This is a genomic window from Micropruina sp., from assembly GCF_047606665.1.
GTDB lineage: Bacteria > Actinomycetota > Actinomycetes > Propionibacteriales > Propionibacteriaceae > Micropruina.
In genome coordinates this window covers 25,728-42,226 of record NZ_JASGEF010000044.1, presented here as the reverse complement: position 1 = coordinate 42,226, position 16,499 = coordinate 25,728, and the positions used below count along the sequence as shown (strand labels likewise).

12 protein-coding genes are annotated in these 16,499 nt (G+C 67.5%); 4 read left to right on the top strand and 8 right to left on the bottom strand.

What is annotated here, in order from left to right; all coding sequences use genetic code 11:
• Positions 1-151: 151 nt before the first annotated feature.
• The 6 genes from QM619_RS10615 to QM619_RS10590 form a co-directional block, all read right to left on the bottom strand.
• Entirely contained in the window at positions 152-2,761 is a 2,610-nt protein-coding gene (locus QM619_RS10615) for an Rne/Rng family ribonuclease (RefSeq protein WP_415107988.1), read from the bottom strand.
• A gap of 450 nt (positions 2,762-3,211) precedes the next feature.
• On the bottom strand, positions 3,212-4,462 hold the full coding sequence (locus QM619_RS10610; RefSeq protein WP_415107986.1) for an ROK family protein: 1,251 nt from the start codon (positions 4,460-4,462) through the stop codon (positions 3,212-3,214).
• Between the two features lie 266 nt (positions 4,463-4,728).
• Entirely contained in the window at positions 4,729-5,607 is an 879-nt protein-coding gene (locus QM619_RS10605; RefSeq protein ID WP_415107983.1) for a carbohydrate ABC transporter permease, read from the bottom strand.
• A complete protein-coding gene (locus QM619_RS10600; RefSeq protein WP_415107980.1) occupies positions 5,607-6,545 on the bottom strand; it encodes a carbohydrate ABC transporter permease in 939 nt (312 codons plus the stop codon). The genes QM619_RS10605 and QM619_RS10600 overlap by 1 nt, the downstream gene beginning before the upstream one ends.
• Positions 6,546-6,568: 23 nt before the next feature.
• On the bottom strand, positions 6,569-7,864 hold the full coding sequence (locus QM619_RS10595; protein WP_415107978.1) for an ABC transporter substrate-binding protein: 1,296 nt from the start codon (positions 7,862-7,864) through the stop codon (positions 6,569-6,571).
• Positions 7,851-8,981, bottom strand: coding sequence for an ABC transporter ATP-binding protein (locus QM619_RS10590; protein WP_415107975.1), 1,131 nt, complete (start codon positions 8,979-8,981; stop codon positions 7,851-7,853). Before QM619_RS10590 ends, QM619_RS10595 begins: the two co-directional genes overlap by 14 nt.
• Before the next feature lie 639 nt (positions 8,982-9,620).
• Between QM619_RS10590 and QM619_RS10585 the strand changes: the two genes are divergently transcribed.
• Positions 9,621-11,333, top strand: coding sequence for a glycoside hydrolase family 13 protein (locus QM619_RS10585; protein WP_415107972.1), 1,713 nt, complete (start codon positions 9,621-9,623; stop codon positions 11,331-11,333).
• Positions 11,334-11,459: 126 nt separating this feature from the next.
• Here the strand turns inward: QM619_RS10585 and QM619_RS10580 are convergent, their stop codons facing one another.
• Positions 11,460-12,245 carry a nitrilase-related carbon-nitrogen hydrolase gene (locus QM619_RS10580; protein ID WP_415107969.1) on the bottom strand — a complete coding sequence of 262 codons (786 nt, stop codon included), beginning with the start codon at positions 12,243-12,245 and terminating at the stop codon, positions 11,460-11,462.
• A 26-nt stretch (positions 12,246-12,271) separates the two neighbouring features.
• Between QM619_RS10580 and QM619_RS10575 the strand changes: the two genes are divergently transcribed.
• Entirely contained in the window at positions 12,272-12,904 is a 633-nt protein-coding gene (locus tag QM619_RS10575) for a GntR family transcriptional regulator (protein ID WP_415107966.1), read from the top strand.
• Between the two features lie 74 nt (positions 12,905-12,978).
• Here the strand turns inward: QM619_RS10575 and QM619_RS10570 are convergent, their stop codons facing one another.
• Complete coding sequence (locus tag QM619_RS10570) at positions 12,979-14,304, bottom strand: MFS transporter (RefSeq protein ID WP_415107963.1); 1,326 nt, start codon at positions 14,302-14,304, stop codon at positions 12,979-12,981.
• Between the two features lie 88 nt (positions 14,305-14,392).
• Between QM619_RS10570 and QM619_RS10565 the strand changes: the two genes are divergently transcribed.
• Both QM619_RS10565 and QM619_RS10560 read left to right on the top strand, forming a co-directional pair.
• Positions 14,393-15,088, top strand: a complete 696-nt coding sequence (locus QM619_RS10565; RefSeq protein ID WP_415107960.1) for a DUF2848 family protein — start codon at positions 14,393-14,395, stop codon at positions 15,086-15,088.
• Between the two features lie 869 nt (positions 15,089-15,957).
• The gene (locus QM619_RS10560) at positions 15,958-16,446 is read left to right on the top strand and encodes a VOC family protein (protein WP_415107957.1); all 489 of its coding nucleotides are present in this window, start codon (positions 15,958-15,960) and stop codon (positions 16,444-16,446) included.
• Positions 16,447-16,499 lie beyond the last annotated feature (53 nt).

The following is a 16,499-nucleotide window of genomic DNA, read 5'->3' as shown; positions in this document are numbered from 1 at the left end:
ACGGTTCGTTGAACCGTTCAAGGAACCGTCCCCGGCGACCGAACGTGGCATCCCGGTGGTCCGGAGACCGACGAGGGTCGTTGCGTGGCCGGATGGGAGATCCCGGCGTTCGCCGGGATGACCGGGCTCCGCAGGTCCGAACCGTCTGCCCTCAGTTGCGGCGGCGGCGTCCGTGATCGCGCTCGCCGCCGTCGGAGGGAGCTTGGGAGTCGACCGGGGTGTCGTGGCGGTGGTAGCCGCGTCCGTGGCAGGTCTCGCAGGTGACGGTGAACGCCTCAGCGAGTCCGGTGCCGATCTTCTTCCGGGTCATCTGCACCAGGCCCAGCGAGGTGACCTCGGCCACCTGGTGGCGGGTGCGATCGCGGCCCAGGCATTCGACCAGCCGGCGCAGCAGCAGTTCGCGGTTGGCCGGCAGCACCATGTCGATGAAGTCGATCACGATGATGCCGCCGATGTCGCGCAGCCGCAGCTGCCGGACGATCTCTTCGGCCGCCTCCAGGTTGTTGGAGGTCACGGTGGCTTCGAGATTGCCCGAGGTGCCGGTGAATTTGCCGGTGTTCACGTCGATGACGGTCATCGCCTCGGTGCGGTCGATGATCAGCGAACCGCCCGAGGGCAGAAACACCTTGCGCTCCAGCGCCTTGGCGATCTGCTCATCGATCCGGTTCGCCTGGAACAGGTCGCCGGACTCGTCCCGGTTCCAGTGCTGCAGCCGCTCCTTCAGGTGTGGAGCGACATGGCTGACGTAGGCGTCCACGGTGTCCCAGGCGTCCTCGCCCTGCCCGTTGCCGTCGACGATCAGCTGGCCGAAGTCCTCGGTGAACAGGTCGCGGACGATCCGGACGGTGAGGTCGGGCTCGGCGTACAGCATGGTCGGCGATTTGCCGGCCTTCACCTTCTTCTCGATGATCTCCCACTGTGCCTTCAGCCGGTTGACATCGCGGACCAGTTCCTCCTCGGACGCCCCCTCGGCGGCAGTCCGGACGATCACCGACGCGGTGTCGCCGACCAGATCGTCGAGTATGCCCTTGAGCCGGCTGCGCTCCCCCTCCGGGAGCTTGCGGGAAATGCCGGACAGCTGACCGCCCGGCGAGTAGACCACGTACCGGCCCGGGATCGACACGTGCGCGGTGAGCCGGGCGCCCTTGGCGCCCACCGGGTCCTTGCTGACCTGGACCAGCACACTCTGACCCGACTTGAAGACCTTCTCCATCTTGCGGTCGCCACCGGTGACGCCGAAGCCGTCCCAGTCGACCTCGCCGGCGTACAGCACGGCGTTACGGCCGCGTCCGATGTCGATGAAGGCCGCCTCCATCGAGGGCAGCACGTTCTGCACCTTGCCCAGGTAGACATTGCCGATCATCGAGGTGGCGGACGCACGGTCGACATAGTGCTCGACCAGGATGCCGTCCTCGACAACCGCGATCTGGGTGTAGTCGTCGGCCTGGCGGATCAGCATCTTCCGGTCGACCGCCTCGCGGCGGGCCAGGAACTCCGCCTCGGACAGGATCGGCGCCCGGCGGCGCCCGGCCGCGCGACCCTCGCGACGCCGCTGCCGTTTGGCCTCCATCCGGGTGGAGCCGTCGATACCGGTGACCTCGTCGCTGGCCTTCGACCGGCGCGGCTGACGCACCCGGACGACGACATCGGTCGGATCGTCGTCGGAACCAGTGGTGTCCTCGCCACGGCGACGCCGGCGCCGACGCCGCCGGGTGGACATGCCACCCTCGGGCGTCTCCCCCGCGGAGTCCGCCTCACCGTCGCCCTCGGATGCCTCGGCTTCGCCGTCGACATCGGACTCGCCCTCGCCATCGGCGGCTTCGGCGTCCTCGCTGCCGTCGTCGGTGGTCTCGATGGCACCCCCGCGACGACGGCGGCGTCCGCCCCGGCGACGCCGGCGGCGGCGCGGACCCTCGCCCGACTCGTCGCCGTCCTCACCGGCGTCGGCCTGCTCGGCGTCCGTTTCATCCTCGCTGTCGGTCTCGGTGTCCGCCTCGACCACAACCTCCGCCTCGACCTCTTGCGGCGTCGCCGACTCGTCCGACTCCTCGGTGGGCTCGTCGGCGGTCGCGCCGAGTTGGCTGCCGATGGCTGCGGCGAGCTCGTCCAAAGCCGCCGCGGCCTCCGACTCGGTCTTCGCCGCACGTCGGCGTCCGCGGGTGCGGCTCAGTTGCACCAGGCTTTCCGCGACCGGATCAGTGTCCGCACCGTTCGCCCCTGCCTCTGCCGCTTCGACCGGTTCGGGCTGCCGACGCCGGCGACGCCCGTGGGGCGCGGCCGGCCTCGGGACCAGTTCGTCCAGGGTGGGCAACTCGTCGAGGCTGAGCGGCTCGGGCGCCGGATCGGCGGGCAACTGTTCGACTGCGACCTCGGTGATGGTCGCCCGAGCCCGCCGCCGGCGCGAGGCCGGCTTGGACGCCGGCTCGACGGACGCCTCGATCAACGCGGGCTCGACGGACGCCTCCGCCGACGCAGGTTCGGCAAGCGCCTCGTCCGGCACCGAGTCTTCGGCGGCCACCGGCGCCTCGTCCCCAGACGCGTCACCAGGCCGCTCAGCCGCGTCCGCCGACTCCTCAACCTCGACCGCGTCGGTGGGCTCGCCGTCCTCGGACGTCTCAGCCTCGGCGTCCGCCGCTGCCTCGTCCAGGTCAGCAGCCGGATCGCTCTCCACCGCGACGACATCGCTGCTCTCGGCATCCCCGTGATCCTGGGCGGTCGCATCGTGCAGTTCGCCGGCGACCTCGGCGGAGGTCGGCTCCACGGGGGCCGGTGCCGCGACCTCACGCTGTGGGGGGGGACCCGCCGGACGGCTGGCCGAGCGACGCCGCCGTGGCGCTACCGGCTGTCCGGCGGAATCAGAGGTTGCGAGTACGGGCGAATCGTTGTCGAGCATCTGCTCCCCTTCGTCGGCGTGGGGGCGCCGCGTGATGTCAGCCACTTGAGTGGCAAAGCCTGTGGACTGAGATCCGTCAGCCAACCCCCGCGGTCGTCGCCGTCGCGGTCGGGTCGGCTGATCATCGAGCTGTCACCTCGATAGTGCCGGATCGAGTGAGTCCGCTGCGCGGACTCGTCCTGAAAGTGATTATGCCACACAGCTGCGTGCCGGCTGTGAGTGATACTCACGCCACCGGCCGTTGGGACGTCGGCACCGTGGCGCAGAGCCTCGACGAGCTCGACCGGCGAGGTCTTTACCGTCACCGCCGAACGAGGGTCAGTGCACCGATTCCCACTCGCGATGGCGCGCGGAGAAGAGCGCGAGCGCGATGCCCTGCGCCGCCTCACGGGCGGCGGAGACCGCGCCCAACGACACGATGTCGCCGCCGAATCGGGACGCGACGATCCCAGACGGGGGAAGATCGGCTTCGGCCTGGACGTGGCCACGGGCCAGTTCGAGCACGTCGCCCAAGGCTCCCGCCATCGCGCCGCAGACCACGATCAGGTCGGGGTCGTAGAACCGCGACACGACGTTGCAGATCCGCCCCAGCTTCCTGCCGAGCTCTTCCAACAACGGACGCGTGACCGGGTCTTCGAGGCTCGCCACGGCAAGCGCAGCCTCCGCTGTGACGTTGGCGCCGGACAGGCTGGCCCAGGGATGACCGGCGGGCACCTGCCCACGCGCATGCGCCTCGCGCAGCCAGGTTTCGACACGGGGACCGATGCCCTCGGTGGTGCCGATGTCCGAGACGTAGCTGAAGCCCTCGAGCTCGCCGACGCCGCCGTGTGCCCCTCGGACCAGCCGGCCGTCCAGGAACACGCCGGAGCCGAGCCGGCGTCCGACCAGGATCGCCATGAAGTCGTCGTAGCCGCGAGCCTCACCCAGACTGCCCTCGGCCACCGCGGCGAGCGCGGCATCGTTCTCGACCCGGACGGCGGGGAACTCGGCGGCCAGCACCTCTTGGAGTCCGCTGTTCATGTACTGCCAGAACCCGCTGGGATGTACCGGCGAGTGACCGTCGGCATCGACCGGGGCCGGGATGCCCACCCCGACGCCGATCACGTCGGCACGGGTCCGGCCGGCGGCGGCGAGCACCGCGTCGATCGCTCGGAAGGCGGCACGTGGTCGTTCTGAGGAGTCGATGTGGGCCGCGCGCGGATCGACATCGATCCAACTACGGGTGGCCTCGATCTGCTCCCGCGCCAGAATGCAGCCGGCCAGATCTGCGACTGTGGCGGTGAAGCGACGGTCGCCGGCGTCGATTCCGACGACCACACCGGCTTCGGCCCGCAATTCGAAGCGGCGAGCGGGACGTCCCAGCCGGTAGCCGTGTTCGGGGCCGGCGCTGGGCAACTCGCTGATCAGGCCGAGGTCGATGAGGGCGTCCAGCGCAGTGAGTGCGGTCGATCGGGTGAGATCGAGGGCCGCGATCACGTGGTCGGCCCGGAAAGGTCCGGCGTCCCACGCGAAATCGAGGACCGCGGCCGTGCTCGCCCGGTAGCGCAGGTGGCCGTCGGCGAGGTTCATCCGTCCATCCCCCTTGACCGTCGGTGCGAGCTTGCGGCAGCCTACCTGGAGAAGAATTTCCTGTGCTGCCTATATTTAAGTGGCTACTAATTGCGCTTAACGGCTGCCAACCATGTTCCGCGAACACGGTGCAGCCGCTCAGAGGTGGAGCGAGGGTCTGGTCTGTTCCGGTACCGACCTGACGACGGGACGCTGCCCCGCACGTCTTTACGAAAGCCAATGAGTCGGGGTGGGCGCCGTCCTGGCCGCCCACCCCGTCTCGTGCCTCACTTGATGGAGCCTCGCATGACACCGGCGATGATCCAGCGCTGGCCGATCAGGTAGCCGACGATGGCCGGGATCATGGCCAGGGCGTAGGACGCGAATGCGACGTTGATGTTCAACGAGAGCGCATCACGGTACGACGCCTGCACCACCGGCAGCGTCTGCTGGGTGACGTCGGCGATGATCAGCGACGGCATCATGTAGTCGTTCCACGAGTTGAGGAACGCGAAGATACCGACCGTCGCCGCCATCGGCGAGAGCAGCGGGAAGACCACCTTGCGGAAGATGGTGAACGGGGTGGCGCCGTCCAGCGCCGCGCTCTCTTCCAACTCGACTGGCAGGTTGCGGATGTACGCGTAGAACATCAGCGAGTTGAACGCCAGCCCGAACATGATGTGCAGGATCGCGACACCGAACGGGTTGTCGAGATGGAACGCTGCCATCAGTTTGATCTGCGGCAGCACCAGCACCACGAACGGGATGAACATGCCGGCCAACAGGGCGACGTAGCTGTACCGGAACAGTGGATGATCCCAGTTGCGGACGACGGCCCAGGCGAACATGGACGGGATCAGGATGTTCCCGATCACCGCGATCGCGCTGATGATCACGCTCCAGGTGAAGGCGACGGGCGCGTTCACCATCTCCCAGGCCGCGGCGAAGTTGCCGAAGGCCGCGTCGAACGGGAAGGCGAAACCGGCACCGGCGTCGCTGTTGGCTCCGGTCTTCAGCGACATCGCGAGGATGAAGTACAGCGGCACCAGGACGACCAGCGACCCGACGGCGAGCACCGTCGTGACCATCAGGTTGTACGGGCGCGGAGGCTTCAGTTCCGGGCCGAAATCCTCTTCGGTCTCCGGCTGGTTGGCGATTGCGGTCATTACTTCTTCTCTCCCATCAGCTTGACGACGCCCAGCTGCGCCACTGACAGCAGGATCGTGACGACGAAGAACACCATCGCGTTTGCGCTGCCGTAGGCGACGTCGCTGCTGCTCACTGTCGACGTGATAGACATGGCGATCGACGTGGTGGCCCCCGAAGGACCACCGTTGGTGAGGCCGATGATGATGTCATAGGCGTTGAGCAGGTTCTTCAGGCCGAGAACCGTGTTGATCACGATGAACGATCCGAGCAGCGGCAACGTGATGTGGCGGAACTGCCCGAAGGCCGTAGCGCCGTCGAGCTCACCGGCCTCGTAGACCTCCCCGCCGATCGAGGACAGACCGGCCAGGTAGATGATCACGGTGCCGGGGAAGCTGGCCCAGATCGTGACGAACACGACGCCGAGCCAGGCCCAGTTGGCGTTGGTCAGAATTCCTTCGCCGAGCGGACCCCAGGTGATGATCTTGGGAATCGACTGGTTCATCAGGTACTGGAAGCAGTACGAGACGACCAGACCGGAGAGCACCATCGGAATGAAGTAGATGCCCTTCCACAGGTTCGGCCACTTGGTCTTCGAGTTGAGCAGCACCGCCAGGAACAGCGCGATCGCGTTGAGCAGCAGCGTGGTCACGATCGCGAAGATCAGGGTGAAGGTGTACGCCTGGCCGACGTTCGGATCCGAGAACATCGCGACGTAGTTCGCGAAGCCGATGAAGTGCCAGTCGCCGTAGCCTGCGTAGTTTGTGAAGCTGTAGAACGCACCCTGGACGGCGGGCACGACGATGAACAGCGTGAAGCCGAGCAACGCCGGCAGCACCATCAGGTAGTGGGCGAGCGCGGGCTTCTTCTTCGGCAGGCCCGGGTCGACCTGCCCGGGTGGGTACTCGGTGAAGTCCTCGGTGGCCTGAGCCGACGAAGGTGCTTGTGTATTCGACATAGTGAGACTCCTTTCTTATCGGCTCAGGCAGCCAGCCGAACGGCCAGCCGCCTCCAGTCCCGATCGAGCTTGAACAGGAACTCGTCGACGCTGCCGCCGTAGAAGTACTCCTGAATGTACGTCTCCAGCGGGATGGCTGCCGGGACGTAGAGCGACGGCCCCTGCACGTACCTGCCACTGAGCATGTATTCGTTCAGGTCGGAAACCAACGGGTCTTCCTGCTTGGGCGCGTCCTTGTCGGGCGAGAAGGCCTGGTTCTCGGCGTTGTACTTGTGCAGCACGTCGGTCCGGAAGATGTAGTCGAGGAACTTCAGCGCGCCGTCACGGGTGGCACCCTTGCCCGACGCCGGGGTGAAGGCGGTCAGGTCGAGGTTCGCGGTCACCACGATGTTGGCCGGGTCGTCGGTCATCGGCAACGGGAACATGCCGCCCTTGAAGTCCGGATTCGCGTTGAGGATGCCGGCGTAGGCCCAGGGGCCCTGCATCAGCATGGCGGCCTTGCCCTGGCCGACGTCGCGGTTGCCCTGGTCGTAGGCGATGTTCTTCGCATCGCTGTTGAAGTAGGGCAGCAACTCCTTGATCTTCACCAACGGAGCCTTGAAGTCCTTCTGGAAGGAGACCTCGGACGAATCCGTTGCCTGAGTGCCCAGCGCGTTCAGCTTCGCGAAGAACTCCGAGGCATTGAGCATGCCGCCGAAGGCGTAGTTGAACGGCCCCTGCTTGATCGTCCAGAGGTCGGTGAAGGTGCCCATGAAGGGGGTGATCCCGGCCGACTTGAGCTTCTCGCAGACGGCGAGCATGTCGCTCCATGTCTTGGGGATCTCCGCACCGACCTTGGCGAACATCTCGCGGTTGTAGATCACACCCTGTCCGGCGATCGAGTACGGCAGCGAACTGATGTCGTCCTTGTAGGTGCCGAACTGCCGGGAGAACTCGATGGCGTCGGGACGCAGCGTCTCCACGATGGGGTTGTCGCGCTGGTCTGCGAGAACGCCCCGCTGCACGTAGCTGCCGAATTTGATGTCGAAGCCAGCCAGCCCGATCGGGACTGGCGTGTCGCGGACGAAATCGGCCACCAGATTGGTGCTGAGTTCGCGCATGATCTTGTATTCCGACTGGCTCGCGTTGTACTCCGCGACTACGTCGTTCCAGTACTTGACCGTCTCGCGCTTGGTCGCGGAGAACCGGATCGCCGTCGCCCCGCCGCTGTTGCCGCACGCCGAGAGGGTTCCCCCGGCGGTAGCGAACAGGGCCGCAGCACCTGCGCCGCGCAGGAAAGACCTGCGGGTGAATCCGCCCGCCACCTCAGAGCGCCCCACCGGGCAGGGCAGCGTCGCTGCCGTCGCCGTCGTAGTCGGGCAGCCGCAGGCCGGTGGCCTGGTCGAAGACGTGCATAGCCGCCCGGGAGGGACGCAGGGTGATGCCCTCGCCGACGTGGTGCACCGAGCCACCCGGACGACGCACGGTGATCGACCGCGGCTGCGCCTCTTCGGTGGACAGGTAGAGGTAGACGTCGTTGCCCAGATCCTCGACGACATCGATGATCGCGTGCACGCCGGGCTCGCCGTGGTCGAGCACGTAGTAGGCCTCGGGGCGGCTGCCGACCACGACCTTCTTGCCGGTCAGTGCGGCGCGCTGCGCCGGGCCGAGCTGGATGCCGAAGTTGCCGTAGGCGATCTGGCCTTCGCCGACCACGTCGAACTCGAGCAGGTTCATCGACGGCGAGCCGATGAAGCCGGCGACGAAGACGTTGCCGGGGCGGTGGTACATCTCGGCCGGCGAGGCGTACTGCTGCAGCAGGCCGTCCTTGAGCACCGCGATCCGGTCGGCCATGGTCATGGCCTCGACCTGGTCGTGGGTGACGTACATGGTGGTGACGCCGAGGCGGCGCTGGATCTTGGCGATCTGGGTGCGGGTCTGGACGCGGAGCTTGGCGTCCAGGTTGGACAGCGGCTCGTCCATCAGGAACACCTGCGGGTGCCGGACGATCGCGCGGCCCATGGCGACACGCTGACGCTGACCACCGGAGAGGTTCGCCGGCTTGCGATCGAGGTACTGGCCCAGGTCGAGCAGGCTGGCGGCCTCTTCGACGCGCTTGCGGATCTCTTCCTTGGGCGTCTTCTGCAGCATCAGGTGGAAGCCGATGTTGTCGGCCACCGTCATGTGCGGGTAGAGGGCGTAATTCTGGAAGACCATCGCGATGTCGCGGTCACGCGGCGGGACTGCGGAGACGTCCTTGCCACCGATGTAGACCCGGCCGCCGGTGATGAACTCCAGCCCGGCGAGCATCCGGATGGTGGTGCTCTTGCCGCAACCGGACGGGCCGACGACGCAGACGAACTCACCGTCCTCTACCTCGAGGTCGAGCTTGTTGATGGTCGGTCGGTCCAGTGTTGGATATTGCAGTGTCGCTTTTCGAAACGAAACGTTGGCCATGTCTTGTACTTTCCTAACTTTGCGGTGTTGGAAGCTGGCTGTCGTGGAATCTGTGCGGTCCGGGAACCGCCTGCCGCCGACCACGAAAGGTAGGTGATCGCGCGTGGGAAGCTCGCGGATGTCCGGCGTGCCCGCGGCGGCTGTGCCGTGGGTCCGCCCTTGGCCTGGGTCGTGCTGCCCACAGGTCAGGGTGGCTGGGACACTGGCACAGGTTCCTCCGTTGGAATCTCAGCAGCAGGCCAGATCGCGATAAATCTAGTTGCTGGACAAAGAGGAATATAGGTGTGGGCAGGGGCCCCGTCAAGGGATCCGCTCTGGCGAGTCTCCGCGCGTCCGACCGTGTAGCCAGGGCCCGGTCGCCGGGACCTCCGCATCCGGCCGAATCCGCCTCCCCGCACCCCAGCGGGCAAACGCTTCTACTGGCCGTCCGGTTGCGCTCCCCCACCTGGCCCGTAGACGGCCAACGACGGCTCGGGCCGTCGCTGAGGAGGCGCCATCCAGTAGGCTGACGCGGTCCGTCCCGCTTCGGACGTCCCGAGTCCAGAGTTGGACTCCGGCGCGGGATTCCATTCCACACTGCTTTCGCCGCACGTTCGTGTCGCACACGGCTCAGTGCGCGTTTCCGGGAGGAGAGCCACCATGACCACCCCCGTCGAATCCGACGGCACGACGCGACCCGACGGGTGGTGGCGTTCGGCTGTCGTGTATCAGATCTATCCGCGTTCGTTCCAAGACTCCAACGGCGACGGGGTCGGCGATATCCCGGGCATCACCAGCCGGTTGGATTATCTGGCCGAGTTGGGGGTGGACGTGATCTGGCTGTCGCCGGTGTATCGGTCGCCGCAGGTCGACAACGGCTACGACATCAGCGATTACCAAGACATCGATCCGCTGTTCGGCACCCTCGCCGACCTGGATGCATTGATCGCCGCCGCACACCAGCACGGAATCAAGCTGGTGATGGACCTGGTGGTGAATCACACCTCCGACCAGCACCCCTGGTTCGTCGAGTCACGCGACCCGTCCTCGGCCAAGCGGGACTGGTACTTCTGGCGTCCGGCCCGACCGGGCTGCGAACCGGGGACGCCGGGCGCCGAACCCGACGACAGCCAGGCCGCGTTCGCCCCCTCGGCCTGGACCTACGACCCGGCCAGCGGCCAGTACTACCTGGGCGTGTTCAGCCCCGGCCAGCCCGACCTCAACTGGGAAAACGAAGAGGTCCGCCAGGCGGTCTACGCGATGATGCGCTGGTGGGTCGACCGTGGTGTCGACGGCTTCCGGATGGACGTGATCAACCTGATCGCCAAGCCCGAGGAGTTGACCTCGGGTAGGCCCATTGAGCCAGGCCAGGGCAGCCTGCGTCGGATGGCCAACGGTCCTCGGCTGGACGAGTTTCTGGTCGAGATGAACCGCGAGGTCGGCCTCGACGCCAAGAACCTGCTGACCGTCGGCGAGATGCCCGGCGCCACCATCAAGGTCGCGCAACGAGTCACCGACCCGGCCCGGCATGAGTTGAACATGGTGTTCACCTTCGAACACGTCAACCTCGACCAGGCGTCCTGGAGCAAATGGGACCTGGCCGACCTGCCACTGCCGAAGCTGAAGGGCAACCTCGCCGCCTGGCAGAACGGCCTGGCCGAGAACGGCTGGAACTCGCTCTACTACGACAACCACGACCAGCCCCGCGCCGTCTCCCGGTTCGGCGACGACTCCCCCGAGCACCGGGTCAACTCCGCCAAGACCCTCGCCACCGTACTGCACCTCCACAAAGGGACGCCGTACATCTACCAGGGCGAAGAGTTCGGCATGACCAACGCCCCACTCACCCAGATCGGGCACTACCTCGACGTCGAATCCCTCAACTACCACGCCCTGGCCACCGCCGCCGGAGTCTCTGAAGAACAAGTGCTGCGCTCACTGGCCGCCAAGAGCCGCGACCACGCCCGCACCCCCGTCCAATGGGACGACACCCCCTACGCCGGCTTCACCACCGGCGTCCCGTGGAGCGCCGTCAACCCCAACTACCGCGAGATCAACGCCGAAGCCGCCCGCCACGACCCCGACTCGGTGTTCGCCCACTTCCAGAAGCTCATCCGGCTGCGCCACCAGAACGAGACTGTACGCGAAGGACGCTTCCAACTGTTGCTGCCCGACCACCACCAGCTCTGGGCCTTCACCCGCACCCTCGGCGACGAGACGCTGCTCGTGGTCGCGAACTGCTCCTCCCAACCGGCCGAGATCCCGTCCGACGGCCTACCCCGCCTCGACAACACCGAATTGCTGCTGGGCACCCATCCGGACGCCGTGGGGACCATACTGGCGCCGTGGGAGTCCCGCGTCCTACGCCTGTAGTCCAGGGCGGCCGACGCGTTACCCAGACCTCGTCATCCCGGCGAACGTCGGGATCCCCGCAGCCCGACCAGCCACGCGACCACCCAGATCCCGGAGCAAGTCGGGGGTCCGGGATGACGAGGGTGTTCAGGCGTCCGCGGACAGCACCGGAACCCGTGCCCGGACGTCGGCCGCCAGGCTCGGTTCCACATCGGCGAGCAGGATGCCCTCCCCCGCCGCCAGCCGGGCCCGGACGCCGCCCAGCGGATCGATGCAGGCGCTGCGTCCGATGCCCAACGGGTCGGTGCCGGCGGGCGGAGTCCAAGCCTGGTCACAGGCCAGCAGCCAAGCCTGAGCGTCCATCGCCCGCGCCCGGACCAGCAGATCCCACTGTTCGGCCTTGCCGGGACCCTCGCCCCAGGAGGCCGGCACCAGCAGCACCTCGGCGCCCAGGCGTCCGAGGGCAGAGAACTGGGAGGCGAAGCGCAGGTCGAAGCAGGTGGCCAGCCCGAAGGTGGTGCCGAACGCATTGATGGTGACCAGCGCGTCCCCCGGCGCCACCACATCGGATTCCCGCGATCCGAAGGCGTCGAAGAGGTGGATCTTGTCGTACCGGGTCTCGACTCCGGCACCGCTGACCAGCAGCGTGTTGCGCACCCGGCCGTCGCCGGACGGGGTGAACATGCCGGCCACGATCAGCAGCCCGGTTTCCTCGGCGAGGGCACGGACGCCGTCCGCGAACGGCCCGTCCAGGGCCTGGCCGAGCGCCGCTGTCTCGCTGCCGAACCGGGCCATGGCGGCCTCGGGGAACACGGCCACCTGGGCGCCGCGTTCGGCGGCCGTCCGGGCGTCCAAGCCGAGCCGCTGCAGGTTGGCGGCCCAGTCGGCGGTGGCGGAGAACTGGCAGGCGGCCAGTCGCAGTGCTGTGGTCATGGTCTTCTCTCCGGTATACATGGCTCATGAGCCCGCGGTCGGGGCGGGAGGCCGCCTATCAGCACCTGCGCAGCGCGTTGCTGACCGACCCCTCCATGGTGGGCACCTTCATCGACGAGGGCACCCTGGCCAAGCGGATCGGGGTCTCCCGGACGCCGGTGCGGGAAGCCTTGCTGCTGCTGTCGGCGCAGGGCCTGGTGCAGCTGATCCCGAACCGGGGCGCGTTCGTCCCGGCCTTGTCGGCCGAAGAGGTGCATCAGATTCTGCAGGCCCGCGCTGTGATCGAGGTCTGGGCGGCCCGCGAGGCGATGCGCAACCTGGCCGTGCCGCTCGATCAGATGCAGGCGACCCTGCGGCGGCAACGCGAGCTGCCGGCGGACTGCCCGGCCCCCGATTTCATCGCCGTCGACCGGGAGTTCCACACCCAGCTGGTGGCGGCCGGCCGGAACCCGGTGATCACCCACATGTACGAGGCTGTCCGGGTGCGCCACGTGGTGATCGGCGTCGCCGCGCTGGAGCGCGACCCCGACGGCCGGCACCAGGTGATCGACGAGCATCAGACCATCGTGGACGCGTTCGCGTCCGGCGACGAGGCAGCCGTCGAGCATGCCCTGCGCGCCCACCTGCTGCGCACCGTGACCAGGCATTCGCGGGCCTGACCCGACACTGCGACTGGCGTCCGGTGAACCGGAAAGGAACCGTCCCCTGAACCGGAAAGGAACCGTCCCCACCGTCACGCGGCGGAGTCCTCCAGCAGCGCCTCGTCCACCTCGTCGACCACCGCCCGGCCCATCGCCAGGCCGACCAGGGTGATCGCGCAGGCCGCGGCTATGTAGCCGGCGATCGCCCAGCTGTTCTGCCCGTTCGCCCAGAACAGCGCGAACATGGTCGGGGCCAGGCCGCCGGCGAAGATCCCGGCGAAGGTGTAGGCCAGCGAGCTGCCGGTGTAGCGCAGCCGGGCGTGGAACTGCTCGGCGATGTGCGCGGCCTGCGGCGCGTACATGAACGAGTGAAAGATCAGCCCGACGATCACCCCGAAGACAGCCATCCCGAAGGAACGCTGCTCCTGCATCGCGACGAACACGAACGCCCAGATCGCGCCCAGCACGGTGGCGATCGCATAGAGCAGCCGGCGGTCGATCCGGTCGGACAGCCAGCCCGCGAACGGCATGGTGAACACCTGGACGAACCCGGCGGTCATGGTGGCGGTCAGTGCCTGCTGGTTGGTCAGCGGAGTAGGGCCGGCCTGCAACCAGGTGATCACGTAGACGGCGAAGAACGCGTACAGCACGTCCGGCCCGAACCGGACCAGGACGGCGCCGAGCAGCGCCCGGCCCTGGGTGCGGAACACCTCCGAGACCGGCGCCTCGGGGGCCTCACCACGCTCCATGATCTTCTGGAAGACCGGGGTCTCCTCCAACTGGTGGCGGATCCACAGGCCGAACCCGACCAGCACCAGCGACAGCATGAAGGCGGCCCGCCAGCCCCAGCTGACGAACGCCTCGTTCGACATCGACACCGTCATCACGACCAGCAGCAGGTTGGCCAGGAAGCTGCCCAGCGGCACCCCGGTCTGGGCCGCCGACGCCCAGAGCCCGCGAGTGCCCGGCCGGGCGAACTCCGAGGACAGCAGCACCGCGCCGCCCCATTCGCCGCCGACCCCGACGCCCTGGGCGAAGCGCAGCACCACCAGCATGATCGGCGCCCAGATCCCGGCACTCTGGTAGGTGGGTAGCAACCCGATCGCGAAAGTGGCGACGCCGATCAGCGTCAGCGTCCAGACCAGCACCTTCTTGCGTCCGACGACGTCGCCGAGGCGTCCGAAGAAGATGCCGCCGACCGGTCGCGCGACGTAGCCCGCACCGTAGGTCAGGAACGCCTTGATCGTGTCCATGCCCGGGTCGGAGCCGTCGAAGAAGAGCTTGCTGAACACGCTGCCGGTGACGGCTCCGAAGAGCGCGAAGTCGTACCACTCGAGCGCAGTACCGGACAGGCTGGCCACGAACGCCTTGCGCAGGTTTCGCCGCTCGGTCACGGTCTGGGGTGTTGTCTCGGTCATCCGTCCCTCTCCCTTGTCGTGGCCCCATACTCGTTGTATACAGGCGGCACAGGCAAGAGATTCGGCAGTTCTGACTTCAGGAGGAAACATGGCGCGGCTGAACTTCGCCCTACCGGGCGGCGGAACCGTTCCGGTCGAAACCAGGTATGCCCTCAACGGCGGCTACGCCGGCCGGGACGGCGAGCAGGTGCAGCACCACATCGACGAACTGGCCGAACTCGGCGTCCCCGGGCCGACGACGATCCCGACCCTCTACCCGCTGTCCGGGACGCTGGCGGTGCAGGGCGATCACGTCCAGGTGCCGCACGGACGGACCTCCGGCGAGGCGGAGTGGGCGCTGCTGATTCCCGCGGGCGCGACCTCGTCCGACGACTATCTGGTGACCGCCGCCTGCGACCACACCGACCGCGCCCTGGAGGTGCACGGGGTGGCCTGGAGTAAACAGTCGGCCCCCGACTTCCTGGGCGACCTGGCCTGGCGCTGGGGCGACGTCCGGGACGCCTTCGACTCGTTCACGCTACGCGCCTGGGTAACCAACGACGGCGTCGAGGAATTGATCCAGGACGGCTCCCCCGCCCTGCTGCTCGCTCCCGACTACTGGATCGAGCGGATGGGCGCGGCCGGCCTGCTGCGCCCGGGAACGGTGGTGATGAGCGGCACCATTCCGATGCTGCCCGGCGTCGACCAGTTCGCGGACGCCTGGCGCGTCGAACTCGCTGCCCCGGACGGCGCGGTGAGCCGGGTCCGCTACGACGTCGAGGTGTTGCCGGCACCCTGGGAGTGACGTCCCGCTGGGCTCCGCTGGTGACCGGGCAGCACCCGCCGGTCGCCCGAAACGCCCTCGAACCGGCCCGTGACTTGCCCTTTTGCGGCCGGTAGCCGGTTTCGACCGCCGGCCGGCGGGCCAGGATGCCTAAGAACCCGGTGGAGCGGATGAAAGGTGGCCGAACCCGAAACGCGAGCCGAGCCTCTCTGACGTGGCCGCTCGCGCCGGCCTCTCTCCGACCACGGTGTCGCGGTGCTGAACAATCGCGGCTACCTCAGCCAGCACACCAAGGACCGGGTGGCGCAGGCGTTCTTCGACGAGATGGCGGCAGATGTCGAGCGGGCACTGGTCAAGCCGGGTACCGAGCCCTGCTTGGAACTGCATGGGACACGCGCCGACACTGAGCGGAGCGCACCCGGTTGCTCAATGCCGCCCTGGACGCCTTTTTGCCACCGACGACCTGATGGCCGGCACGGTGCTGGAATGGGCCCGCCGGGTCGGAGAGGCGGAACACCTGTGGGGCGTAGAACTCGAAGCCCCGGTCGAGTTTCCCGAGCTTCGTCCGGATCTGAAAGTCGAGGCAGTCCAGATGCGGGTCGGGAAGAACGGACCGAACCGATAGAGGCGTGGCAAGGGCCGTCGCCGACCACCAGGCCGTTCGGGTCTTTCAGACGTCCGACCGGAGGCGCGAGGTGGGACCGCGGATAGTCCGGGTCGAGATGTGCGCGGGACGCCGCGATAGCGGCCAGGGCCTCATCGATGAGGTCGTCGGAAGTCACCAGGGCAGCTATGCATACGCATAGTGACACTGCCATACGTTCGACATATCGCCCACAAGCGCCGGGCCCACCCTGGTGCGTCGACCGGCTTCGAGGCAGGGTGGCGTCATGACGTCTTTCGTGTCCCACACCAGCGTGGACTGCGCCGATGCCTACGCGCTGTCGGAGTGGTGGAAGCAGGTGCTCGGTTACATCGACCTTCCGGACGATCCGAACTCCCCCGGTGACCCTGAATGCATGATCGTCGAACCCATGCCATCCCGAAAATCCCCTACTCGATCGCCCTCGCCCGGCGTGTCGCCCGCCTCTGAGCAATCGACTGGGGGATTTTCGGGATCGACCGCCGACCACGGGCACCGGGTGCTGTTCATCGAGGTGCCCGAACCCAAGACCGTGAAGAACCGGATGCACTTCGACCTGCGGCCAGGCACCGGATCGCGGGACGACGAGGTCGAGCGGGTACTGGCCCTGGGCGCGACCCTGGTCGCCGATCATCGCGGCATCACCGGACCCGGCACCGGTTGGGTGGTTCTCGCCGACCCCGAGGGCAACGAGTTCTGCATCTTGCGGTCGCCGGCCGAACTGGCCACCAACTGACCGATCGAACGCCGTTCAACGATTCGGGGACGGTTCTCGAAATGCGATTCTCG